Genomic DNA, 22,702 nt, shown 5'->3' with positions numbered 1-22,702 from the left:
GTGCGACCTCATTTTTTTGTTGCTTATATCGCCACCGCTTCAGCCGATAAGCAAGTATGGGCGGTAAAAAGCGATGAACAACGAGGTGCGCCGCAGTAACCTGCGGTAAAGCAATGCTGATTTGCTCCTGCTTATAACTATTCACAAGCTAGGCTTGAGCAGAACACTACCTGCCTCATCAAAGGTCATTGGACATGCGAATACTCGTAACCGGCGGTGCCGGCTTCATCGGCTCTGCCCTGATTCGTCACCTGATCGGTAACACCGAGCATGAGGTGCTGAACCTCGACAAGCTGACCTACGCCGGCAACCTGGAGTCGTTGGCCAGTATCGCAACCGACACCCGCTATGAGTTCATTAAGGCCGATATTGCTGATCAGGCCACCGTCAGTGCACTGCTAGAGCGCTTTGAACCCCATGCAATCATGCACCTGGCGGCAGAGTCGCACGTCGATCGCTCGATCGATGGGCCGGCCGACTTCATTCAGACCAACATCGTCGGCACCTACAGCCTGCTCGAAGCAACGCGCGCATATTGGATGAAGTTGGCAGCACCAGAACGTGCAGCCTTCCGTTTCCACCATATTTCTACCGATGAAGTGTACGGCGACCTGCACGGCGTCGATGACCTGTTCACCGAAACCACCCCCTATGCGCCAAGTTCGCCGTACTCGGCGAGCAAAGCGGCATCCGACCATCTGGTCCGTGCCTGGCACCGCACCTATGGCCTGCCGGTGCTGGTCACCAACTGCTCGAACAACTACGGGCCCTTTCACTTTCCGGAAAAGCTCATTCCGCTGGTGATCCTCAATGCCCTGGCCGGTAAGCCGCTGCCGGTGTACGGCAATGGCCTGCAGGTACGTGACTGGTTGTTCGTCGAGGACCATGCCAGCGCCTTGCTCAAGGTCGTCACTGAAGGCCAGGTGGGCGAAACCTACAATATTGGTGGCCACAACGAGCAGAAAAACATCGATGTGGTACGTGGTATTTGCGCGCTGCTCGAAGAGCTTGCGCCAGAGCACCCGGCAGGCGTCACTCGCTATGCCGACCTGATCACCTTCGTTGAAGATCGCCCAGGCCACGATCAGCGTTATGCCATCGATGCCAGCAAAATCGAACGTGAACTGGGGTGGACCCCCGCAGAAACCTTCAACACCGGCCTGCGCAAAACCGTGCAGTGGTACCTGGACAACCTGGAATGGTGCCAACGGGTACAAGACGGTAGTTATCAAGGGCAGCGCCTTGGCTTCAGCAACTTCAAGGATCTTATTGCATGACCAAAGGTATCGTTCTGGCCGGAGGCACCGGCACCCGCTTGCACCCCATCACCCTGGGCGTATCCAAACAGCTGCTACCTATCTTTGACAAACCGATGATTTACTACCCGCTTTCCGTGCTGATGCTGGCCGGTATCCGGGAAATTCTGGTGATCTCTACGCCAAATGACTTGCCCCAGTACAAGCAATTGCTGGGTGATGGCAGCCAGTTTGGTATCGACATCAGTTACGCCATACAGCCTTCGCCGGACGGCTTGGCCCAGGCCTTTTTGATTGGCGAAGCATTCATCGGCAAGGATTCTGTCTGCCTGATCCTGGGCGACAACATTTTTCATGGCCAGGGTTTCAGCGAACAGCTGCTGCGTGCCATCGGGCAGCCCTCTGGCGCCACGATTTTCGGTTACCTGGTCAAAGACCCGGAGCGCTTCGGGGTGGTCGACTTCGACCAGCATGGTCGTGCACTGTCGATTGAGGAAAAACCAGCGGTGCCCAAGTCGCCGTATGCCGTAACAGGCCTGTATTTCTACGACAACGATGTGGTGGAAATCGCCAAAAAAGTCAGGCCATCCGCACGCGGCGAACTGGAAATCACTGACGTCAACAATGCTTACCTGCAACGTGGCGACCTGCGTGTGGAACGCTTCGGGCGCGGCTTTGCCTGGCTCGATACCGGCACTCACGACAGCCTGCTGGATGCTTCGCAGTATGTGCAAACCATCGAACGCCGTCAGGGCCTGAAGGTTGCCTGCCTGGAGGAAATCGCCTTCCAACAAGGCTGGATCGACCGCACACATTTGCTGGAACGCGCCAAAGCTTTCGGTAAGACTGGCTACGGACAATACCTCTACGGCCTGGCTGAAGAACGCTAATGAATGTAACGACTACCGAGCTACCTGACGTGCTGATCATCGAACCGCAAGTGTTCGGTGACAGCCGTGGTTTTTTCTTCGAAAGCTTCAATGACAGAGTGTTCAGAGAACTGACTGGCGTCGTTAAGACATTTGTTCAGGACAACCACTCACGCTCCGAGAAAGGCGTACTGCGCGGGCTGCACTACCAACTGGAAAATACCCAGGGCAAGCTGGTTCGGGTGATCCACGGTGAAGTGCTGGATATCGCCGTCGATGTTCGGCGCAGCTCGCCCTGTTTCGGCAAGTGGGTCGGGGCTCGGCTATCGGCTGAGAACCGTCGCCAGATGTGGGTACCGGAGGGGTTTGCGCACGGTTTTGTCGTACTCAGCGACAGCGCCGAGGTGGTCTACAAAACCACCGATTACTACAACCCGGCGGCTGAGCGCTGTATTCGCTGGGACGATCCGGATCTGGCCATCGACTGGCAACTGAGCGAACCACCGCGCCTGTCTGAGAAAGACCAACGCGGCAAATTGCTCAAAGAACTGGACGTACTCCCATGACCGCACGCCGTCTGAGCATCCTGATCAGTGGCCAGCACGGTCAGGTGTCCCGGGCGCTGCAACAGCAACTGAGCGAATTCGGCCAGTTGCACGTGCTGGGTCGCGACCGCCTCGACCTGGCGCAGCCCGATGCTATCCGCGAGCAAGTCCGGACAATCAAGCCGGACCTGATCATCAACGCCGCCGCCCACACGGCGGTGGATCAGGCCGAAAGCGAGCCGGAGCTGGCCTTTGCGATCAACGCCCAGGCACCGGGAATCTTCGCCGAAGAAGCCAGGCAACTGAGCATCCCGCTGATTCACTATTCCACCGACTACGTATTCGACGGCAATAAAGACGCCCCCTACACCGAAGATGACGCCCCCAACCCGTTGGGTGTCTACGGCCGTAGCAAACTCGCGGGCGAGCAGGCCATCGCCGCTGTTGGTGGCGAGTTCCTGATCCTGCGCACCAGCTGGGTGTACTCACGGCACGGGCGAAATTTTCTGCTCACCATGCAGCGCTTGCTGCAGGAGAAACCCGAGCTGCGCGTCGTCGCCGACCAGATCGGCGCGCCCACTTGGGCGGGCACTATCGCGCAGAGCACCCACGCCTTGATCGAACGCTGGCAGGCAGGCCTGGGCGGTGCCTGGGGTACCTATCACCTGACCGCTCAGGGTGAAACCTCCTGGTTCGGTTTTGCCCAGGCCATCGCCGAGCAGCTCAAGTCCCAGGGCCTGCCCTGCGCCCGTTTGCTGCCCATTGCGTCCAGCGAGTACCCGACCCCTGCCCGCCGCCCGTTGAACTCGCGCCTCGATTGCAGCCGCCTGCAACGCGAATGGCAGGTCAGCCAACCGCACTGGCAGCAGGCGCTGATCGACTGCCTGAAGTAGCGCATAATGCGCCAGATCATTCTGGCGCACTTACGATGAACAAGATTCCACCCCTCCCCCGTCGCCCGCGATGGCGTAGCCTGGCACTGCTGGCGGTGTGCCTGGCGCCGTTGCTGTGGCCGTTGCAGCACTTGGCCAAACACTATTACCAAGGCGAGCTGGCCGGGCAAAACCGCCAGACTCTCGACCTGTACGTAGCCAACCTGCTCGGCACCCTGCACCGCTACGAAACCCTGCCGCAGATCCTCGGCGACCTGCCAGCCCTACGCGCAGTGCTGGCCGACCCGTTGCGCCTGGAAACGCTGACCAACGCCAATCGCCTGCTCAAAGACATCACCACCCAGACCGGCGCCGAAGTCATGTACCTGATGGACACCAAGGGCAACACCCTGGCGGCGTCCAACTGGGACAAGAAAGACAGCTTCGTCGCACGTAATTTCGCCTTTCGCCCCTACTACTCCGACGCGATAGAAGGGCGCTTGGGGCGCTTCTTCGGCCAGGGCACCACTTCGGCCAAGCGTGGCTACTTTTTCGCCGCTGCCGTGCGCGATGGCGAGAAAATCATCGGTGCTTTAGTAGTCAAGGTCGATCTGGACCACACCGAAAACCTGTGGGGCAAGACACCCGAACAACTGCTGGTGACCGACCATAACGGCGTTGTAATCCTTACCTCACGGCCCGACTGGCGTTTCCGTGCCACGCGCCCGCTGACCGACGCCGAACGCGAGGCCATCATCGCCATCCAGCCGTACCCGACAGTGGCACCCCAGCCCCTGAATCTCGTCCCTGACGCCTGGCTGATCCAGACCCAGGACATCGAAGAAACCGGTTGGAAGGTCAGCATCCTGGCGCCGCGCACCCTGATCGACCGTTCAGTGAACACTGTGGTGGCGATCGGCAGCGCCACCCTGATGGTGCTGATGCTGTTGCTGGGCCTGATGATGCAGCGTCGCCGCCATTACATGGACCGTATCGACTTTGAGGCCCACGCTCGCCACGAACTGGAAAAGCGAGTGATCGAGCGCACCGCCGATCTGGAAGGCCTGAACACACGCCTGAAAAGCGAAGTACTGGAGCGAGAGCATGCTCAGCAAGAACTGGTGCGTGCTCAGGACGAGCTGGTTCAAGCGGGCAAACTGTCGGTATTGGGCACCATGTCGGCGAGCATCAGCCATGAGCTCAACCAGCCGCTGGCGGCAATCCGCAGCTATGCCGAAAACGCGGAAATTCTACTCGACCACCAACGCATCGATGATGCCCGCAGCAACCTCAAGCTGATCAGCGAGTTGACCGGGCGTATGGCCTCGATCATTGCCCACCTGCGCGCCTTCGCCCGTCGCGACCGCCATGCACCGGAAAGCGTGGCCCTGCAGCCCGCGCTGGACGACGCCCTGGCCCTGCTGGCCAAGCGCCGACGTGCCATGGCGGTGGAATTGGTGCGTGATTTACCCGACGCCACGCTGTGGGTGCAGGCCGGTGAAACCCGCCTGCGTCAGGTATTGGGCAACCTGTTGGCCAACGCCCTCGACGCCCTGACCGAAAAAGCCAACCCGCGCAGGCTTATGCTCAGTGCCGAACAGCGTGAAGGCAACGTCTACCTGTACATTCGCGACAACGGCCCGGGTTTTACCAGCGAAGCACTCGCTCGGGCACGCGAACCGTTTTTCACTACCAAGACACGCACTCAGGGTCTTGGCCTGGGCCTGGCGATCTGCGATACCTTGATGCGGGCGTTGGGTGGCGAGTTGCTGCTCGGCAACCACCCCGAAGGTGGCGCTCTGCTCACCCTGCAACTGCGCGTGGCCACACCCGGCGCCAACCTGCACACTTCAGAGGACCCATCGGCATGACCACCGAGCCGCCCATCGACAGCCGCATTCAGGTGATTCTGGTCGACGACGACCCGCACCTGCGCCAGGCCTTGAGTCAGACCCTGGATCTTGCCGGCCTTAAAGTCCTGTCGTTGAGCGATGCCCAGAACCTGGCCACCCGCATTGAGCCCGACTGGCCTGGCGTGCTGGTCAGCGATATCCGCATGCCGGGCATCGACGGCCTGGAGTTGTTGCGACAAGTACACGCTCAAGACCCTGACTTGCCGGTGTTGCTGATCACCGGTCACGGTGACGTACCCCTGGCGGTACAGGCCATGCGTGCCGGTGCCTACGACTTTCTCGAAAAGCCGTTTGCCAGTGATGCCCTGCTCGACAGCGTGCGGCGTGCCCTGGCCCTGCGCCGCCTGGTGCTGGACAACCGCAGCCTGCGCCTGGCCCTGAGCGATCGCCAGCAACTGAGCACCCGCCTGGTAGGCCAATCGCCTGCCATGGCGCGCCTGCGTGAACAAATCGGTGCCCTGGCCGCCACCCGCGCCGATGTACTGATCCTCGGTGAAACCGGCGCGGGCAAGGAAGTGGTCGCGCGCGCCCTGCATGATCTGTCCAGCCGTCGCGATGGTCCTTTCGTCGCGATCAACGCCGGCGCGCTGGCCGAGTCGGTGGTCGAAAGCGAATTGTTCGGCCATGAACCCGGCGCCTTCACTGGCGCGCAAAAGCGCCGGATCGGTAAGTTCGAGTTCGCCAATGGCGGCACTCTGTTTCTCGACGAAATCGAGAGCATGAGCCTGGATGTGCAGGTCAAGTTGCTGCGTTTGCTGCAAGAACGGGTGGTTGAGCGCCTGGGCGGCAACCAACAGATCCCGCTGGACATCCGCGTCATCGCCGCCACCAAGGAAGACCTGCGACAGTCCGCTGACCAGGGGCGCTTTCGCGCCGACTTGTACTACCGCTTGAACGTTGCGCCGCTGCGTATTCCACCGCTGCGTGAGCGCGGCGATGACATTCTGGTGCTGTTCCAGCATTTCGCAGATGCTGCCAGCGAACGCCATGGCCTGCCTGCCCATACCCTGCAGCCAGCGCAGCGTGGTTTGTTGCTGCGCCACAACTGGCCGGGCAATGTGCGTGAACTGCAAAATGCCGCAGAACGCTTCGCCTTGGGCCTGGAACTGGCGCTGGATGGCCAGGCACCGGAACAGCCGCAAGAACAACCCGCGATTGCCGCCGGTGGCAACCTCAGCGATCAGGTGGAGCAGTTCGAACGCTCGCTGATTGCCGCCGAACTGAGCCAATCGCACAGTTCGATGCGCAGCCTGGCCGAGGCGCTGGGTATTCCGCGCAAAACCTTGCACGACAAACTACGCAAACATGGCTTGAGCTTCGCCGACAGCAATGCCAGCACCGACGACACAGAGGACAACCGCCCATGACCACGGACAGCCAATACCTGCAATCAGTGTTACATGGCGACATTCCATTGACCCGCGAGATGGGCCTGCAGGTGCTCGACTGGCAAGCCCAGCAACTGCGTCTGCAATTGCCGCTGGCGGCCAACGTCAACCACAAGAGCACGATGTTCGGTGGCAGCCTGTACTGCGCAGCCGTGCTGGTGGGCTGGGGCTGGCTGCACTTGCGCCTGCGTGAAGCGGGGATCGACGACGGCCATATCGTCATTCAGGAAGGCCAGATCAGCTACCCGTTGCCGGTCACGGGTGCCGCGATCGCGGTGTGCGAAGCACCGGAGGAGAAGGTCTGGGAGCGCTTTATTGCCACCTACCAGCGCCGCGGGCGCGCACGTCTGACCCTGAACACCCGCGTCTGCAATGCTGACAGCGATGAAGCCGCCGTGCAGTTCAGCGGCCAGTACGTGTTACATCGTTAACGCCAACTGCAACAGCCGCTCGCGCCACGCCGCAGCGGCTGGGATAGCCAGAAAATGCGGGTTGAGCAACGACTCGCGCGGCGGGTAGCTAAAGGCCTGACCGTCGAGGCCGAGCACTTCGCCCCCCGCGCCCTCCAGCACACCCTGAGCGGCTGCGGTATCCCACTGGGACGTTGGCGCCAGGCGCGGATAACAATCAGCAGCGCCTTCAGCCAACAAGCAGAACTTTAATGAACTGCCGATATTGGCCAGTTGCAACTCACCGACAGCGCGGCTCAAACCGGACAGCAAGGCTTCTTGCTGCGGGCTGGAATGACGTCGGCTGGCAACCACAGTAAAACGCTCACCTGCAGCCGGTGCCAATCGCACTTGAATAGCTTGAGGCGCGGCATCGGCTTTGGCGCACCAGGCACCGATGCCTTGCCCACCGTAGTAGCAGCGACCGTCCGTCGGCATCGCCACCACACCAAATACCACACGGCCTTGCTCGATCAGGGCGATATTGACAGTGAATTCGTCGGTACCAGCGATGAACTCTTTGGTGCCGTCGAGCGGATCGACCAGCCACCAGCGCTGCCACTGCTGACGCTCACTCAAGGGGATGTTGCAGTCTTCTTCAGACAGCACGGGAATCTCTGGGGCCAGCGCGCGCAAGCCCTTGGCAATCACCTCATGGGCAGCCAGATCAGCGGCGGTCACCGGTGAGTCATCGGCTTTGGCCGTCACCGCTACCTCTGCACGCCAGAACGGCAGGATGGCCTTGCCTGCCTGACGAGCCAGCTCGACCACCTGGAGCATCAATTGCGGGTCGTTCATGCGCTGAACGCCCCGCGCTGCGTCAGCAGGTCACGCACCAAGTACAGCGCGGCCAGCGCACGGCCTTCGGAAAATTGTGGGTGCTGAGCCAGTGCAGACAATTCGCGCAGGTTGATCTTGTCGACGCGCATCGGCTCCGGCTCGTCGCCTTCAAGGCGCTCCTCGTACAGGTCAGTGGCCAGCACCACCTGGATCTTCTGGCTCATGTAGCCTGGCGACAACGACAGCTCGGTCAGATGCTCAAGCTGACGCGCACCGAAACCGGCTTCTTCCTTGAGTTCGCGGTCTGCTGCTGCCAACACATCTTCACCCGGCTCGATCAGCCCCTTGGGCAACGACAGTTCGTACTCGTCGGTGCCGCCACAGTACTCTTCCACCAGCACTGCGTGCTCGGCATCGAGCATGGCCACGACCATTACCGCACCATAGCCGTTGCCACGTCCCACTAACCGCTCATAGGTACGCTCGTTACCATTGGCGAAGCGCAATTGCACGGCTTCGACCCGAAACAAACGGCTGCTGGCGACAATCTCGCGGGAGAGTACGGTGGGTTTCTGGCGCATGGGGAGGCTCCTGGGCGTGAACGGGTTACTATACCGTGGCTTGCCCGGCCACTGCTGCCCTGACTGTCCGAGAATTTCATATGCCTGTTTTAGCCTGGTCCACCATCGATACCGTTCTGCTGGACATGGACGGCACCTTGCTGGATCTGCACTTCGACAATCATTTCTGGCTCGAACACCTGCCGCAGCGCTATGCCGATCTGCACGGCGTCAGCCTGGCGATGGCCAATCTGGAGCTGCAACCACTGTTCGAACGCCACGCCGGTTCACTGAACTGGTACTGCCTGGACTTCTGGAGCCGCGAGCTGAATCTCTCGGTCCGTGACCTGAAACTGGAAACCGCGCACCTGATTGCCCTGCGCCCAGACGCCGACACGTTCCTTCAGGCCATCAAACAGGCTGGCAAGCGGGTGATCCTGATCACCAATGCCCACCGTGATTCGTTGTCACTGAAGTTGGAAAAGGTCGAACTGGCGCCCTACTTCGAGCGCCTGATCAGTTCGCATGACTACGGCTATCCCAAAGAGAATCCGCAATTCTGGGATGCACTGCAGGCCGATATTGGCTTCACGCCAGCGCGCAGCCTGTTTATCGATGACACTTTGTCGATCCTGCGCAGTGCTCGCCGCTTTGGCGTGGCCCACCTGCTTGCGGTGCGCCAGCCAGATAGCCGCAAAGGGCCGCGTGATACCGAGGAGTTCGCTGCGGTAGAAGACTACCGAACGCTGCTCGAAGGCCTTCAAGACCTGTAGGAGCGGGCTAGCCCCGCGAAGCGATGTAACAGACGAACCGCCATCGCGGGGCAAGCCCGCTCCGACCGCACTGATCTGTGGGAGCGGGCTAGCCCCGCGAAGCGATGTAACAGACGGACCGCCATCGCGGGGCAAGCCCGCTCCTACCGCACTGATCTGTGGGAGCGGGCTAGCCCCGCGAGGCGATGTAACAGACGAACCGCCATCGCGGGGCAAGCCCGCCCCTACCGTAAGGTCTCAGACCCCTACTCTGGAATGCGCAGGGACTGCCCAGGGTAGATCTTGTCAGGATGCGAGAGCATCGGTTTGTTGGCCTCGAATATCTTGTTGTACTGGTTGGCATTGCCATACACGGCCAGCGAGATGGCGCTGAGGGTGTCGCCCTTTTTCACCACAACGAAGCGGGCAGCAGCCACTACGGGCCCGGTAACGGTGATCTGGTCATCAACTGTGGCAACACCGGCAATGTTGCCCAACGCCAGGAGGATCTTCTCCTTCTCTTCCTGGCTGCCTACTTCACCGGTAACCGTTACTTTGTCGCCCTCGACTGTGGTCTGGATGTTCGGATTTCCAAGACCAACTTTTGCCACGTGCTCTTTCAATTGCTCACTGGCATTGGCATTCCCAGGGGTCAGCAGGTCGATGATTTTCTCACCGGCCTCTTTGATAAAGCTGAATATGCTCATACCGCTCTCCTTGGTGATGAATCTCGGAGAATGCAGTCTAGGACAGGTTAGAATGCTTCGCCTGCTTTACGCCAAGGAGCGACGATGGACATCAAACAACTGAAATTCCTCATCGCACTGGATGAAACCCGGCATTTCGGCCAGGCTGCGGCGCGCTGTCACGTGACTCAGCCCACTTTGTCCATGCGCCTGCGTAACCTGGAGCAGGAGCTGGACTTGGCCTTGGTCAACCGTGGCCAGCGCTTCGAAGGCTTCACCGCCCAGGGCGAGCGGGTACTGGCCTGGGCCCGTACCGTAATTGCCGCTTACGATGGCCTGCACGCTGAAGCCGCCGCCTGTCGCGGTCATCTGGTCGGCAACTTGCGCCTGGGCGTGGTGCCGCTGTCGAGCTTCGACCCACTGCCGCTGTTGCAACGCCTGCATCAGCAGCACCCGGACCTGAACTTCGAACTCAGCGCGCTAAGCTCCGAACAAATCCTCGAGCAACTGACCAGCAACCGCCTGGACCTGGGCGTTTCCTATCTGGATCGCCTCGACCAGGAACGCTTTCTTTCCCTGCCGCTGGGGGAGACTCGCATGGGGCTGTTGTATGACCCAGATCACTTCTCCTTCGAGCAGCAGCCATTAAGCTGGCAAACAGTGGCTGAATTGCCGCTGGGCCTGTTGACTGCTGGCATGCATTTTCGCCAGTCGATTGATCACAACTTCCACAGCCGTGGCCTGGAGCCCCGGTTGCTGCTGCAAACCGATGCCGTCCATCAGCTGGTTCAGGCAGTCGGTGGTGGCTTGTGTTGTGCAATCATGCCGCTGGCGGCAGGTCTTGAAGTTCTCACCGAACGGCTGCGCCTGCAACCGATCGAACAGGCCAGTACCCTCGCTCCACTGGGCCTGATCATGCGGCGCACAGCGCCACGCTCGGCGCTGGCCGAAGCCTGTCTGGCCGAATTTCAGGCCATGCAAAGCCGTGCCTGATCGACACGCTCTATCAAGGCATCAGGATTAGCGATTAGACGATAACCGAGCGCAAGCCTAGGCTTAATTCAGACCAGCCGCCGGTATCTCTGATGAGTACAACACCTCCGGCCTGCGCGGCGTCGGCTCCCCTGACTGCGCCCGCGGCCAGCAACAACTATGACTACAGCCACCTGACCGACCACAGCCAGGCCAACACTCCGCTGGCCGAAGAGGTTGCCTTGGGGATTGCCTACAACGGCATCAACCAGGCGGTCATGCTGGTCAGCCCCACAGACCTTGAAGACTTTATTGTAGGTTTCAGCCTGGGCAGCGGCATTGTCAGCTCGCCAGACGACATCTATGACCTCAAGCTCACCGGTCGCGGGTCGGCCATCAGCGCTGAGGTGGAAATCGCCAGCCGCGCCTTCTGGAATTTGAAAGACCAGCGCCGGCAACTGGCCGGCACCAGCGGTTGCGGCCTGTGCGGGGTCGAAGCCCTGGAGCAAGCGCTACCACAGCTCAAGGCGTTACCTGGCGCTCCGCTTCCGCCCGCCCGTTGGCTAGATGGCCTGCGCCAGCGTATCGATGCTTTCCAGCCCTTGGGCCAGCACTGTGGCGCCGTGCACGCAGCGCTGTTCATGAATAACCAAGGTGAGCTGCTGCTGGGGCGTGAAGACATTGGCCGCCACAACGCGCTCGACAAGCTGATCGGCGCCCTGCTGCGCCAGCACATCAGCCTCGATGGTGGCCTGGCGATTGTCACCAGCCGCTGCAGCCTGGAGTTGATCCAGAAAGTCCTGCGCGCCGGCATTCAAACCCTGGTCAGCCTTTCGGCTCCGACCGGCCTGGCGCTGCAGTGGGCACGCCAGCACAACCTTAACCTGATCCATCTGCCTAAACACAGTGCGCCACGGGTGTTCAGCCCCGTGCTGGAGGATTGACCGTGAGCCTGCATCATCAAGCCGACCAAAAGCCCGTTCCCCGATATAAGCCCTACCACGGTGCTGCGGGCGGCTGGGGGGCCTTGCGCAGCGTGGCACAGGCCTGGATCGGCAGTGACAACGCGCTGAAGAACATCCGCGCCCTGCTCAAGACCAACCAGAACGGTGGCTTCGACTGCCCGGGCTGCGCCTGGGGCGACTCGCCGGAAAGCGGCATGGTGAAGTTTTGCGAGAACGGCGCCAAGGCGGTGAACTGGGAGGCCACCAAACGACGTGTCGATGCGGCGTTTTTTGCTCGCCACAGCGTAACTTCGTTGCTCGGCCAGAGTGACTACTGGCTCGAATACCAGGGCCGGTTGACCGAGCCTATGGTGTACGAGCCAAGCACCGACCGCTACCGCCCGATTGACTGGGACACCGCGTTTGCCTTGATCGCCAGCCACCTGCACAACCTCGAAAGCCCCGACCAGGCTGAGTTCTATACCTCGGGCCGGGCCAGCAACGAGGCGGCCTACCTCTATCAGCTGTTCGTGCGCGCCTACGGCACCAACAACTTCCCGGACTGCTCAAACATGTGCCACGAGGCCAGTGGCGTTGCCTTGGGCCAGAGTGTCGGGGTCGGCAAAGGGACGGTGACGTTTGATGACTTCGAGCACGCCGATGCGATTTTTGTCTGGGGCCAGAACCCCGGCACCAACCACCCGCGCATGCTTGAACCGTTGCGCGAGGCGGTCAAACGTGGCGCGCAGGTAGTCTGCGTCAATCCGCTCAAAGAACGAGGGCTGGAACGCTTCCAGCACCCGCAGCACCCGTTGGAGATGTTGACCAACGGCGACCGTCCGACCAACACCGCGTACTTCCGCCCGGCCCTGGGCGGCGACATGGCCGTATTGCGCGGCATGGCCAAGTTCCTTCTACAGTGGGAGCGCGAGGCCCAGGCCAACAATGCCCCGGCCATCTTCGACCATGAATTCCTCAATCAACACACCCACGGCGTGCTTGATTACCTGGCCGCTGTCGACAACACCTCCTGGCAACAAATTGAAAGCCAGTCCGGCCTGAACCTTGCGCAAATCGAGCAAGCCGCACGGATGTACTGCAAGGCGAAGAAGGTCATCATGTGCTGGGCCATGGGCATTACCCAGCACCGCCATTCGGTGGCAACCATTCAAGAAATTGCCAACCTCATGCTGCTGCGCGGCAACCTCGGTGTGCCGGGTGCAGGCTTGTGCCCGGTACGCGGCCACAGCAACGTGCAAGGCGACCGCACCATGGGCATCAACGAACGCCCGCCAGTGGCGCTGCTTGACTCGTTAGAGCGTCGCTTCGGCTTCAAGGTGCCACGCCACAATGGTCACAACACCGTCGAAGCCATCGGTGCCATGCTGGCCGGCCAGGCCAAGGTGTTCATCGGCCTTGGCGGCAACTTCGCCCAGGCGACACCCGACACCGAGCGCACCGCCCAAGCCTTGCGTAGTTGTGAATTGACGGTACAAATCAGCACCAAACTCAACCGCAGCCACCTTATTCATGGCAAGCAGGCGTTGATCCTGCCATGCCTCGGTCGCACCGATATCGACCTGCAAAGCGAAGGCCCGCAGGCAGTCACGGTGGAAGACTCGTTCAGCATGGTGCACGCTTCCAACGGCCAACTGCAGCCCTTGTCGCGGTACATGCGCTCAGAGCCTGCAGTAATCGCTGGTATTGCTGCTGCCACCCTCGGCGCCACACCGGTCGACTGGAACTGGCTGGTGGCCGACTACGGCCGCATCCGTGACCTGATCGCCGACACCATTCCGGGCTTCGACAACTTCAACCAGCGCCTCGAACATCCAGGTGGCTTCTACCTGGGCAGCAGTGCCGGACAACGCCAATGGAAGACCGCCACAGGGCGGGCAAACTTCAAAGCCAATGGCCTGCCGGACGATCTGCTGCACGAGCGCGTACGCGCAACTGGTCAAGTGCCTGACCTGATCATGCAGTCGATGCGCTCTCACGATCAGTACAACACCACTATCTACGGGCTAGATGACCGCTACCGTGGCGTTAAAGGTCAGCGCAACGTATTGTTCGCCAACGAAGCCGACATCATCCGCCTGGGCTTTCATCCGGGACAGAAGGCCGATATCGTCTCGTTGTGGAGCGATGGCCGTGAACGGCGGGTCAAAGGCTTCACCTTGCTGGCGTTCGACATCCCGGCCGGTCAGGCAGCGGCGTATTACCCGGAAGTGAATCCGCTGGTGCCGCTGGAAAGCGTGGGCGATGGCAGCCATACACCCACGTCGAAATTTGTCGCGATCAAACTCGAAGCAGCCGGCGACAACGCTCGCATCCTCTGACAGAATCTTCGGTTCGAAAACCCAACAAAAAAGGCCCTGGCAGCGATGCCGGGGCCTTGTTCCAAGTAAGCTCAGACAGCGTAAAATCAATAAAGTTTCACCGAAAAAACAATAACTTAGCGAATTGTGTACAAGTCGTGTTACTCGTCGGATTTGCGTTGCCAGCGCCCCCTCTCCAGCCTCAGGATCGCCTCGTCATCCCTATGAGGCTCTCTTGATGAAGTACTCCTCGATTCTGTTGTTGTCTTTTGGCCTGCTCAGTGGCGTTGCCTCAGCCGGCGGCAATACCGAAGCCGGTATTGGCGGCGCATTGGGTGGGGTACTGGGCTCGGTGGTCGGCCAATCGGTCGGCGGAAGCACCGGTGGTGCCATCGGCGCCGGCCTGGGCGGTGCAGCTGGTGGTGCACTGGGTGCCGACAAACGCCAGCGTGGCGAAGCGGCAATTGGCGGCGCCTTGGGCGCAGCTGGCGGTAACGTGGTAGGTCGCAGCGTGGGCGGCACTACCGGCAGTTACATCGGTGCAGCCGCAGGTGGTGGTGCTGGTGGCGCCCTGGGTAACTACCTGGGCAACAGGGCCGATGAAGACGAACGTGACGATGCCCGTCGCTATCGTCGTGGCTACGACGACCACCGTCACTATGACCGTGGTCACCACTATGGCCATCGCAAGCACAAGAAGCACTGGCGTCACCGCTAAGCACGGTTGGGCCCAGGCCCAGCCTCTATAGCGTCAATCAGCCCTGCAGGCGCAGCAATGCTGCCTGCAGGGCTGTTGGCAGTTGCATCGGCCGCCCCGAAGCCCGCTCGATAAACACCTGCACCACCTTACCTGCAGCACAAGGCTGCTGCTCTCCCGCCTGAAACAGACCTAACTGATACTCCACCGTACTGCCGGCCAGGCGCGCAACACGCAAGCCGACCTCAAGGGTGTCAGGAAACGCAGGCAAGGCGAAAAAGTCTGCAGCCGAACTCACCACAAACCCCATCACTTCACCGTCCTGAGGGTCCAGGCCTGCGTGTTGCTGCAGGAATGCCTGAATCGTTGTGTCGAAGTAGCTGTACACCATAGCGCCAGCGATATGGCCGTTGAGGTCGCTGTCCTGCCAGCGGGTGAGGATGGGCTGATGATGAAGGTATTGGTGGCGCTGCAGAGCTTCAGACATGATTCACCTGGTAGGAGCGGGCTTGACCCGCGATTGTAGACTGGCCGTTGCATCGTATCGCGGGGCAAGCCCGCTCCTACACGCCGAAAACAAAAAGCCGCCCATGAGGGCGGCTTTTTGCGTCACGCAGTCTTCAGCTTACAGCTGTGGACCCGCGGCCTTGATGGCGTCGGAAACTTCAAACTTCTTGAAGTTCTCGATGAACAGGTTTGCCAAGCCTTTGGCTGCTTCATCGTAAGCAGCGGAGTCAGCCCAGGTGTTGCGCGGGTTGAGCAGAACGGTTTCAACACCAGGAACCTGTTTTGGTACGTCCAGGTTGATGATGTCCAGGTGCTCGGTTTCAGCACCTACCAATGCGCCGCTCTGGATCGCCGCGATCACCGCACGGGTGGTCGGGATGTTGAAGCGCTTGCCAACGCCGTAGCCACCGCCAGTCCAGCCGGTGTTAACCAGGTAGACCTTGGAACCGAAGCCGTTGATACGCTTGATCAGCAGCTCAGCGTACTCGCCCGCAGGACGCGGGAAGAACGGTGCACCGAAGCAGGTGGAGAAGGTCGACTTGATGCCGCCGCCCGAACCCATTTCGGTAGAACCGACCAGCGCGGTGTAGCCGGACAGGAAGTGGTAGGCCGCCTGCTCGTTGTTCAGGATCGACACAGGAGGCAGTACACCAGTCAGGTCGCAGGTCAGGAAGATGACCGCATTCGGCTCGCCACCCAGGTTTGCTTCGGCACGCTTGGCAACATGCTCCAGCGGGTAGGCAGCACGGCTGTTCTGGGTCAGGCTGACATCGGTGTAGTCGGCATGCTTGTTGTCATCGATGATGACGTTTTCCAGCACCGCGCCGTGCTTGATAGCTTTCCAGATGACCGGCTCGTTCTTCTCGGACAGGTCGATGCACTTGGCGTAGCAGCCGCCTTCCATGTTGAAGACAACGCCTTCGCCCCAACCGTGTTCGTCGTCACCGATCAGGTAACGGCTTTCGTCGGCCGACAGGGTGGTTTTACCGGTACCGGACAGACCGAAGAACAGGGTGACATCGCCTTCTTCGCCGATGTTGGCGGCGCAGTGCATTGGCAAAACGTCGGCAGCTGGCAGCAGGAAGTTCTGTACCGAGAACATCGCCTTCTTCATTTCGCCGGCGTAACGCATGCCTGCGATCAGCACTTTCTTCTGGGCGAAGTTGAGGATCACGCAGCCATCGGAGTTGGTGCCGTCACGCTCAGGCACGCACTCGAAGTTGGCAACGTTGAGGATCTGCCACTCATCACGCTGGGCAGGGTTGTATTTGCCCGGCTCCGGATTGATGAACAGGCAACGGCCGAACAGGTTCTGCCAGGCAGTCTGGGTGGTCATTTTCACCGGCAGGTAGTGCTCGGCGGCCGCACCTACGTGAACGTAGGAAACGAAGTGCTCTTGTGCGTTGTTGAACGCTTCAACGCGGTCCCACAGGGCATCGAACTTGTCGGCCGGGAACTTGCGGTTGATCGGGCCCCAGGCGATGGCGTCCTGAGTGGACGGCTCTTCGACGATGAAACGGTCGACTGGCGAACGACCGGTACGATGACCAGTTTTCACAACCAGTGCGCCAGTATCGGCCAGCTCGCCTTCACCGCGGTTCAGCGCTTCTTTTACCAGCTCATCGACGCTCAGGTCGGTGTACACGGTGTTGTTGGCTTGCGTCATGAGATTCCCCATCCGGCCTGAGGCCGAGTGCTCCAAACGTTTTGTAGTAGAGCTTTGAAAACTACTACAGCGAAAAAAGTGGCCGGATTATGCCAGAAACGCCCAAAAAAAGTAGAGCCCTCCTGTCAGAACGGCGATTTTCCGGCGTTAGACAGGAGATTTACCTGTGATGAAACGTTTTAGTGCCGAGTATCTGACGGCGCGTCTACACCGCCACCGGCGAACAATTGCTCAATATCGGCGGCATCGAACACATAGCTTTGGTTGCAGAACTGACAATCGACCTCGATCTTGCCGCCATGTTCATTGAGCAACGCCATTGCATCCTGTTCACCGAGGCTGACCAACGCATTACCGGAACGTTCCCGCGAGCAGCTGCAGCGGAAGCGCAATGGCTGGATATCGAACAGGCGCACGGCATCTTCGTGATACAGGCGATGCAGCACGGTTTCGTTGTCCAGGCCCAACAGCTCTTCAGCCTTCACGGTGTTGGCCAGAGCCTTGACGTGGTTCCAGCTTTCCTCACGCTCTTCGATGTCCTTCTGGCGGTCGGCAGGCAGCTGTTGCACCAGCAGACCGCGAGCGCGCTGGCCGTCAGCAGCGAGGGAAATACAGGTATTGACCTGCTGGGACATGACGAAATAGTTGGTGAAACATTCCGACAGGTCCTTGCCGTCCAGCTCCACCGTACCCTGATAACGCTGGCCGTTAACCGGAATGATGGTCAGCACCAGATGCCCGCCAGGCATCAAATCAGCCAAAGTTGCATCATCGTTGATCTGCTCGGCCTCATAGCGCGCCAGGCCGCGAATATCGTGCTCGCTGGTGCATTCGATGGCCAGCAGGGGCACCGGGCCGCTCGACTGCGCCTGAAGAATCAACAGGCCATCGAACTTCAGCGTGCCGACCAGCAGCGCAGCTGCCGCCATCAACTCACCCAGCAGTTGTGCAACTGGCTGCGGGTAAGGGTGCTTGGCCAGCACTTCGGCGTAGCTGCGCTCCAGCCCGACCATTTCACCGCGTACATCGCGGTCGTCGAAGAGGAAGCGTTGGGTGTAATCGGTATCCGGCAATTCAGACATGGGTTCGGGTTTTCACGTAAATGAGTTAATGGCGCCTAGTTTATCAGTGCGCCCCGCGCCCGTTAACCGGCGCTGTCGTGAAGCTGGTGGAGTTGGCGCCGCTGCTTCTTGTTGGGCCGACCATCGGTACTGACGCCCAACGCTCCGGCCTTGCGCATGGCTGCGGCCTGCTCCCGACGCGCGATGCTCTCGGCAGTTTCCTCATACAGCGTCTGGGCCTCGGGGGCGCCTTTGCGCACCACCGAAAGCGCCTTGACCACCACCGTGCGCTCATCAAAGCCGGTACGCAAGACAAACTCGTCGCCCAGCCGTGGCTCTTTGCCAGGCTTGCAGCGCTCCCCTCGGCAGTGCACCTTGCCGCTTTCAATGGCCGCCTTGGCCAGCGCCCGGGTTTTGTAGAAACGTGCTGCCCATAGCCATTTATCCAGACGTACTTTGTCGTCTTCTTCCGACTTTTGTGCCATGACATTTCCCCGCATTTTTTCGTTAACCGAACTGTACTACCGTATCTGGCGGATGCAAAAAAACTGCGGCGTGCTTACAGTTCACCGACCTGTCGCGCACGCCGTTTCTGGCCTTGCGACTTTCTATGCCGGTTGAGCAATTTGAAGACATTTGACCATTTGACTGTGATCGGCCTGCGCGAGTGGGTGGCCCTGCCTGACCTTGGCGTGGCGGGCCTGCGCGCCAAGATCGACACTGGCGCCAGCACCTCCAGCCTGCACGCCACCGAGGTCGAGACCTTCGAGCGCAATGGCCAGCCCTGGGTACGCTTCAATGCGCACCTGGGCTCAGTCGTGCAACTGCGTCACCGTCGCTGCGAAGCGCCGCTGGTGACCATGAAAACCATCAAGAGCTCCAACGGCCAGGCGCAAGTTCGCTACGTGATCCGCACGCCGCTGGCCCTGGGCGACCGGGTTTGGGAGGTCGAATTCACCCTGGCCTGCCGCAAAGCCATGCGCTATCGCCTGTTGCTTGGCTCCAAAGCCCTGATTCATGGCCAACTGGTGGTCAATCCGGGCCTTAAATACGTACAAGACAAACCGGCATTCCCGGCCACTATTTCTCCCTCCACAGGTGTTGCATGAAGATCGCTGTGCTGTCGCGGAACCCGCGTCTGTATTCCACTCGTCGACTGGTTGAAGCCGGTACTGCACGAGGCCATGAAGTGGTGGTGATCGATACCCTGCGCGCCTACATGAACATCGCCAGCCACAAGCCACAGATCCACTACCGCGGCAAACCCCTCGAAGGTTTCGATGCGGTGATCCCGCGCATCGGTGCCTCGGTGACCTTCTACGGCTGCGCGGTATTGCGCCAGTTCGAAATGATGGGCGTGTTCCCATTGAACGAGTCGGTGGCCATCGCCCGCTCGCGTGACAAACTGCGCTCGCTGCAACTGCTGTCACGGCGTGGCATCGGCCTGCCAGTCACCGGTTTTGCTCACTCACCCGACGACATTCCCGACCTGATCCAGATGGTCAACGGCGCACCGCTGGTGATCAAAGTGCTCGAAGGCACCCAGGGTATCGGTGTGGTGCTGTGCGAAACCACCAAGGCGGCCGAGTCGGTGATCGAAGCGTTCATGGGCCTGAAACAGAACATCATGGTTCAGGAATACATCAAGGAAGCCGGTGGCGCCGACATCCGCTGCTTTGTGGTCGGCGACAAGGTCATTGCCTCGATGAAGCGCCAGGCCAAACCCGGCGAGTTCCGCTCCAACCTGCACCGCGGCGGCAGTGCCAGCCTGATCAAGATCACCCCCGAAGAGCGCATGACCGCCATTCGCGCGGCCAAAGTCATGGGCTTGAGCGTGGCAGGTGTGGATATCCTGCGTTCCAATCACGGGCCGTTGGTGATGGAGGTGAATTCATCGCCAGGCCTGGAAGGCATCGAAGTTACCACCGGCAAAGACGTGGCCGGGATGATCATCGAGCACCTGGAAAAGAACGGCGGGCCAAATCTGACCCGCACGAAAGGAAAAGGCTAGTAGGAGCGGGCTTGCCCCGCGATGCGATGCGACTGACACACCGCTACGCGGGGTAAGCCCGCTCCTACCATTGGTTACACCGCATCACGCGGCAGCAATAGCCCCAGCGGCAGCCGCACCCGGGCTTCCAGCCCGCCGCCAGAGCGGTTACGCAGCTCGACATTGCCGCCATGCTGGGCGGCAATGCGCTTGACGATTGCCAGCCCCAACCCGGTGCCTTTGCCGCTGCGGGCACGATCACCACGGATGAACGGGTTGAAGATCCCTTCCAGCTCGTTCGGGTCAATGCCCGCCCCGCGATCCAGTACGCTCAGTACCACGTAAGGCGCGCTGCTATCACCGGACACGTAAGCCGCAACCTCAACCCCTTTGCCGGCGTGGTACAGGGCGTTGCCGATCAGGTTGTTGAGCATGCGCTTGAGCGACACCCGGCGTAGCGGGAACGGTGGAATCGGCTCAAGGCACAGGCGTACCCGCTCCTCTGGCTGGTTGAACGGTGCAACTACTTCGCGCACCAGGTCACTCAGGTCGACTTCTTCCACCGGCTCGTCGCGCCCGTCACGGATGAAGGCGAGGAATTGGTCGAGGATGGCGTCCATGTCTTCGATGTCACGCACCATGTCGTCGGTCAGATCGCTGTCATTGGCCAGTAACGACAGCGACAGGCGCAAACGGGTCAAGGGCGTGCGCAGGTCATGGGACACACCGGCCAGCATCAGCTCCCGCTCCCGCCCAGCTTGTTCAACGTCTTCAGCCATCTGGTTGAAGGCCCGGTACACCTCGGTCATCTCGCTGGGCGTATCGCTGACCGGCAACCGTACGCTACGGCCCTGCCCCAGTTGCCGGGCCGCAAACACCAGGCGCTTGAGCGGCTGGTTGAGCTGGCGAACAAAAATCCACGCCGACGCTGTGGACAACAGGCCGATGGCCAGGAACCAGCCCAGCACGCTCCAGATTTTCTGGCCACGCAACGGATGCGGATAGAGCGGAACCTTCAACCAGCCATCACCCAGGCTAGGCGCCCGCACCCAAAGGGCCGGTGGCGCATGGATGCGCAAGCGCACTTCGGTGTCGGCACCCAGTTCGGCCTGCATCTGGCGCTGGTAGATTTCGCTGTAGGGCCAGTGCTGCTCGCCTTCGGGGACACCGGAACCCACCACCCGGATCAGCCCTGCCGCCTCAGCGATCTTGTCGCGGTCGGATTCGTCCGCCGCCCAGTAGGCGCGCAGGGTCAGGGCCACCCCGTGGCTGTACTGGCGATCAACCAACACGTCTTCGTTCATCAGCAGGTAGACCAGGGTCAACGCCTTGGAAAACAGCACGACGATCAGCACCAACCAGAGGGTGCGGGCGAAGAAGCTTTGCGGGAACCACAAGGGCGTTTTCATCGACAACGGCTACACACTTTGCAGGCACGAGCATGGCTCGCAGGCTTTGTGGATCTCGGCACAGACAAAAGCAGGGCAACCCGAAGGTCCGCCCTGCTTGCTGTGACCGGCTCCTACAATCGGAACATCACTTACCGCTATTGCCGTCCGGCACAAACACGTAACCAACGCCCCAGACGGTCTGGATATAACGCGGTTTCGAAGGGTCGGGCTCGATCATGCGGCGCAGACGAGAAATCTGCACGTCGATGGAACGCTCAAGCGCATCCCACTCACGGCCACGCGCCAGGTTCATCAGCTTGTCGCGGGTCAGCGGTTCGCGTGCATGCATGACCAGCGCCTTGAGCACGGCGAACTCACCGGTGGTGAGCATGTGTACTTCTTCGCCACGCTTGAGCTCGCGGGTCGCCAGCGACAGTTCGTAATCACCAAAGGTGACCGTTTCGTCTTCGCTGCCGGGTGCGCCCGGCACGGCAGGGGCCTGGCGACGCAGCACGGCTTTGACCCGCGCCATCAGTTCGTCAGGGTTGAACGGCTTGGCCAGGTAATCGTCGGCCCCCAGCTCCAGCCCCTTGATTCGGCTCAGCTCGTCGCCCTTGGCGGTCAGCATGATGATCGGGATCTGGTTGTTCGCGGCGCGCAGGCGGCGGCAGGCGGTCAGGCCGTCTTCGCCCGGCAGCATCAGATCGAGCACCACCAGATTGAAAACTTCACGGGCCAGCAGGCGGTCCATTTGCTCGGTATTGGGGACTGCACGGGCGCGGTAGCCCTTGCTGGTGAAGAAACGTTCCAGCAGGCTGCTCAAGCCCGGGTCGTCATCGACGATGAGAATTTTTTCGCCTTCAGCGTTTTGTGCAGTGCTGCTCATGAATTACTCCTCTAATCTCGGCACGCATTATGGCTTAGCCGCCATTGGCCGTGCCGTGTGCATTGTTAGCAGATTTTTCCCGGTGCGCCAGTTCCGCAGCCTCCGAAGCTGGCGCGCTGCTATCACCGCAAGCCCGGCGTGCTGGGTATAATGCGCCCCTTTCAGCCAGCGTCGCATCGCTTCAAGCGCCCCATGGCGCC

Annotated in this window: 23 protein-coding genes; 14 read left to right on the top strand and 9 right to left on the bottom strand. The window is 60.6% G+C overall.

Features of this window, described 5'->3' with window-relative positions; genetic code table 11:
- The first annotated feature begins 194 nt into the window (after positions 1 to 194).
- From rfbB to E1573_RS20845, 7 genes are read left to right on the top strand one after another with little or no spacing between them, the layout of a single operon-like run.
- Positions 195 to 1,277: a dTDP-glucose 4,6-dehydratase gene (gene rfbB, locus E1573_RS20875; RefSeq protein WP_133216459.1), complete on the top strand. Its 1,083-nt coding sequence runs from the start codon at positions 195 to 197 to the stop codon at positions 1,275 to 1,277.
- Positions 1,274 to 2,146 (top strand): glucose-1-phosphate thymidylyltransferase RfbA, encoded by an 873-nt coding sequence (gene rfbA, locus E1573_RS20870; protein ID WP_133216458.1) that lies wholly within the window; start codon positions 1,274 to 1,276, stop codon positions 2,144 to 2,146. The genes rfbB and rfbA overlap by 4 nt, the downstream gene beginning before the upstream one ends.
- Positions 2,146 to 2,691: a dTDP-4-dehydrorhamnose 3,5-epimerase gene (gene rfbC, locus E1573_RS20865; protein ID WP_133216457.1), complete on the top strand. Its 546-nt coding sequence runs from the start codon at positions 2,146 to 2,148 to the stop codon at positions 2,689 to 2,691. The genes rfbA and rfbC overlap by 1 nt, the downstream gene beginning before the upstream one ends.
- 11 nt (positions 2,692 to 2,702) lie before the next feature.
- Positions 2,703 to 3,563 carry a dTDP-4-dehydrorhamnose reductase gene (gene rfbD / locus E1573_RS20860; RefSeq protein WP_133216541.1) on the top strand — a complete coding sequence of 287 codons (861 nt, stop codon included), beginning with the start codon at positions 2,703 to 2,705 and terminating at the stop codon, positions 3,561 to 3,563.
- 35 nt (positions 3,564 to 3,598) lie between these two features.
- Positions 3,599 to 5,413 carry an ATP-binding protein gene (locus tag E1573_RS20855; RefSeq protein ID WP_133216456.1) on the top strand — a complete coding sequence of 605 codons (1,815 nt, stop codon included), beginning with the start codon at positions 3,599 to 3,601 and terminating at the stop codon, positions 5,411 to 5,413.
- A complete protein-coding gene (locus E1573_RS20850) occupies positions 5,410 to 6,822 on the top strand; it encodes a sigma-54 dependent transcriptional regulator (RefSeq protein ID WP_133216455.1) in 1,413 nt (470 codons plus the stop codon). Before E1573_RS20855 ends, E1573_RS20850 begins: the two co-directional genes overlap by 4 nt.
- Complete coding sequence (locus E1573_RS20845) at positions 6,819 to 7,274, top strand: YiiD C-terminal domain-containing protein (protein ID WP_133216454.1); 456 nt, start codon at positions 6,819 to 6,821, stop codon at positions 7,272 to 7,274. The genes E1573_RS20850 and E1573_RS20845 overlap by 4 nt, the downstream gene beginning before the upstream one ends.
- Here the strand turns inward: E1573_RS20845 and cysQ are convergent.
- Entirely contained in the window at positions 7,263 to 8,090 is an 828-nt protein-coding gene (gene cysQ, locus E1573_RS20840) for a 3'(2'),5'-bisphosphate nucleotidase CysQ (protein ID WP_133216453.1), read from the bottom strand. The genes E1573_RS20845 and cysQ overlap by 12 nt on opposite strands.
- Complete coding sequence (gene nudE, locus E1573_RS20835; protein WP_133216452.1) at positions 8,087 to 8,653, bottom strand: ADP compounds hydrolase NudE; 567 nt, start codon at positions 8,651 to 8,653, stop codon at positions 8,087 to 8,089. Before nudE ends, cysQ begins: the two co-directional genes overlap by 4 nt.
- Positions 8,654 to 8,733: 80 nt before the next feature.
- Here nudE and yrfG point away from each other — a divergent pair, with 80 nt between their 5' ends.
- Positions 8,734 to 9,405: a GMP/IMP nucleotidase gene (gene yrfG / locus E1573_RS20830; protein ID WP_133216451.1), complete on the top strand. Its 672-nt coding sequence runs from the start codon at positions 8,734 to 8,736 to the stop codon at positions 9,403 to 9,405.
- A gap of 245 nt (positions 9,406 to 9,650) precedes the next feature.
- Here the strand turns inward: yrfG and lysM are convergent, their stop codons facing one another.
- Positions 9,651 to 10,091 carry a peptidoglycan-binding protein LysM gene (gene lysM / locus E1573_RS20825; protein ID WP_133216450.1) on the bottom strand — a complete coding sequence of 147 codons (441 nt, stop codon included), beginning with the start codon at positions 10,089 to 10,091 and terminating at the stop codon, positions 9,651 to 9,653.
- Positions 10,092 to 10,175: 84 nt separating this feature from the next.
- Here lysM and E1573_RS20820 point away from each other — a divergent pair, with 84 nt between their 5' ends.
- The 4 genes from E1573_RS20820 (at position 10,176) to E1573_RS20805 (ending at position 15,022) form a co-directional block, all read left to right on the top strand.
- Positions 10,176 to 11,063, top strand: a complete 888-nt coding sequence (locus E1573_RS20820; RefSeq protein ID WP_133216449.1) for a LysR family transcriptional regulator — start codon at positions 10,176 to 10,178, stop codon at positions 11,061 to 11,063.
- A 92-nt stretch (positions 11,064 to 11,155) separates the two neighbouring features.
- Complete coding sequence (fdhD, locus tag E1573_RS20815) at positions 11,156 to 11,986, top strand: formate dehydrogenase accessory sulfurtransferase FdhD (protein ID WP_133216448.1); 831 nt, start codon at positions 11,156 to 11,158, stop codon at positions 11,984 to 11,986.
- 2 nt (positions 11,987 to 11,988) lie between these two features.
- On the top strand, positions 11,989 to 14,325 hold the full coding sequence (locus tag E1573_RS20810) for an FdhF/YdeP family oxidoreductase (protein WP_133216447.1): 2,337 nt from the start codon (positions 11,989 to 11,991) through the stop codon (positions 14,323 to 14,325).
- Between the two features lie 214 nt (positions 14,326 to 14,539).
- Positions 14,540 to 15,022, top strand: coding sequence for a glycine zipper domain-containing protein (locus E1573_RS20805; RefSeq protein WP_133216446.1), 483 nt, complete (start codon positions 14,540 to 14,542; stop codon positions 15,020 to 15,022).
- A gap of 37 nt (positions 15,023 to 15,059) precedes the next feature.
- On the opposite strand, the gene E1573_RS20800 is transcribed toward E1573_RS20805, so the two are convergent.
- From E1573_RS20800 to E1573_RS20780, 4 genes are all read right to left on the bottom strand, one after another.
- On the bottom strand, positions 15,060 to 15,488 hold the full coding sequence (locus E1573_RS20800; protein ID WP_133216445.1) for a thioesterase family protein: 429 nt from the start codon (positions 15,486 to 15,488) through the stop codon (positions 15,060 to 15,062).
- A gap of 138 nt (positions 15,489 to 15,626) precedes the next feature.
- Entirely contained in the window at positions 15,627 to 17,174 is a 1,548-nt protein-coding gene (locus tag E1573_RS20795; RefSeq protein ID WP_133216444.1) for a phosphoenolpyruvate carboxykinase, read from the bottom strand.
- A 179-nt stretch (positions 17,175 to 17,353) separates the two neighbouring features.
- Complete coding sequence (gene hslO, locus E1573_RS20785) at positions 17,354 to 18,256, bottom strand: Hsp33 family molecular chaperone HslO (protein WP_133216443.1); 903 nt, start codon at positions 18,254 to 18,256, stop codon at positions 17,354 to 17,356.
- Positions 18,257 to 18,318: 62 nt separating this feature from the next.
- The gene (locus E1573_RS20780; RefSeq protein ID WP_133216442.1) at positions 18,319 to 18,720 is read right to left on the bottom strand and encodes an RNA-binding S4 domain-containing protein; all 402 of its coding nucleotides are present in this window, start codon (positions 18,718 to 18,720) and stop codon (positions 18,319 to 18,321) included.
- A gap of 141 nt (positions 18,721 to 18,861) precedes the next feature.
- Here E1573_RS20780 and E1573_RS20775 point away from each other — a divergent pair, with 141 nt between their 5' ends.
- Both E1573_RS20775 and rimK read left to right on the top strand, forming a co-directional pair.
- A complete protein-coding gene (locus tag E1573_RS20775; RefSeq protein ID WP_133216441.1) occupies positions 18,862 to 19,344 on the top strand; it encodes an ATP-dependent zinc protease in 483 nt (160 codons plus the stop codon).
- Complete coding sequence (gene rimK / locus E1573_RS20770) at positions 19,341 to 20,246, top strand: 30S ribosomal protein S6--L-glutamate ligase (RefSeq protein WP_133216440.1); 906 nt, start codon at positions 19,341 to 19,343, stop codon at positions 20,244 to 20,246. Before E1573_RS20775 ends, rimK begins: the two co-directional genes overlap by 4 nt.
- A gap of 74 nt (positions 20,247 to 20,320) precedes the next feature.
- On the opposite strand, the gene E1573_RS20765 is transcribed toward rimK, so the two are convergent.
- Together E1573_RS20765 and ompR are read right to left on the bottom strand one after the other, a co-directional pair.
- Positions 20,321 to 21,634: an ATP-binding protein gene (locus E1573_RS20765; RefSeq protein ID WP_133216439.1), complete on the bottom strand. Its 1,314-nt coding sequence runs from the start codon at positions 21,632 to 21,634 to the stop codon at positions 20,321 to 20,323.
- 127 nt (positions 21,635 to 21,761) lie between these two features.
- On the bottom strand, positions 21,762 to 22,502 hold the full coding sequence (ompR, locus tag E1573_RS20760) for a two-component system response regulator OmpR (protein WP_133216438.1): 741 nt from the start codon (positions 22,500 to 22,502) through the stop codon (positions 21,762 to 21,764).
- Positions 22,503 to 22,702: the final 200 nt, after the last annotated feature.

It is taken from the genome of Pseudomonas sp. H9 (assembly GCF_004353925.1).
Taxonomy (GTDB): domain Bacteria; phylum Pseudomonadota; class Gammaproteobacteria; order Pseudomonadales; family Pseudomonadaceae; genus Aquipseudomonas.
This window is presented reverse-complemented; position numbering and strand designations above follow the sequence as displayed.

Bases quoted from the DNA above. Each gene is read 5' to 3' on its own strand.
- E1573_RS20855 (WP_133216456.1), top strand. From the start codon at position 3,599: ATGAACAAGATTCCACCCCTCCCCCGTCGCCCGCGATGGCGTAGCCTG.
- E1573_RS20780 (WP_133216442.1), bottom strand. From the start codon at position 18,720: ATGGCACAAAAGTCGGAAGAAGACGACAAAGTACGTCTGGATAAATGG.
- fdhD (WP_133216448.1), top strand. From the start codon at position 11,156: ATGAGTACAACACCTCCGGCCTGCGCGGCGTCGGCTCCCCTGACTGCG.
- lysM (WP_133216450.1), bottom strand. From the start codon at position 10,091: ATGAGCATATTCAGCTTTATCAAAGAGGCCGGTGAGAAAATCATCGAC.
- rfbC (WP_133216457.1), top strand. From the start codon at position 2,146: ATGAATGTAACGACTACCGAGCTACCTGACGTGCTGATCATCGAACCG.
- yrfG (WP_133216451.1), top strand. From the start codon at position 8,734: ATGCCTGTTTTAGCCTGGTCCACCATCGATACCGTTCTGCTGGACATG.
- E1573_RS20795 (WP_133216444.1), bottom strand. From the start codon at position 17,174: ATGACGCAAGCCAACAACACCGTGTACACCGACCTGAGCGTCGATGAG.
- cysQ (WP_133216453.1), bottom strand. From the start codon at position 8,090: ATGAACGACCCGCAATTGATGCTCCAGGTGGTCGAGCTGGCTCGTCAG.
- nudE (WP_133216452.1), bottom strand. From the start codon at position 8,653: ATGCGCCAGAAACCCACCGTACTCTCCCGCGAGATTGTCGCCAGCAGC.
- rfbB (WP_133216459.1), top strand. From the start codon at position 195: ATGCGAATACTCGTAACCGGCGGTGCCGGCTTCATCGGCTCTGCCCTG.
- rfbA (WP_133216458.1), top strand. From the start codon at position 1,274: ATGACCAAAGGTATCGTTCTGGCCGGAGGCACCGGCACCCGCTTGCAC.
- E1573_RS20800 (WP_133216445.1), bottom strand. From the start codon at position 15,488: ATGTCTGAAGCTCTGCAGCGCCACCAATACCTTCATCATCAGCCCATC.
- E1573_RS20820 (WP_133216449.1), top strand. From the start codon at position 10,176: ATGGACATCAAACAACTGAAATTCCTCATCGCACTGGATGAAACCCGG.
- hslO (WP_133216443.1), bottom strand. From the start codon at position 18,256: ATGTCTGAATTGCCGGATACCGATTACACCCAACGCTTCCTCTTCGAC.
- E1573_RS20850 (WP_133216455.1), top strand. From the start codon at position 5,410: ATGACCACCGAGCCGCCCATCGACAGCCGCATTCAGGTGATTCTGGTC.
- E1573_RS20765 (WP_133216439.1), bottom strand. From the start codon at position 21,634: ATGAAAACGCCCTTGTGGTTCCCGCAAAGCTTCTTCGCCCGCACCCTC.
- rimK (WP_133216440.1), top strand. From the start codon at position 19,341: ATGAAGATCGCTGTGCTGTCGCGGAACCCGCGTCTGTATTCCACTCGT.
- ompR (WP_133216438.1), bottom strand. From the start codon at position 22,502: ATGAGCAGCACTGCACAAAACGCTGAAGGCGAAAAAATTCTCATCGTC.
- E1573_RS20845 (WP_133216454.1), top strand. From the start codon at position 6,819: ATGACCACGGACAGCCAATACCTGCAATCAGTGTTACATGGCGACATT.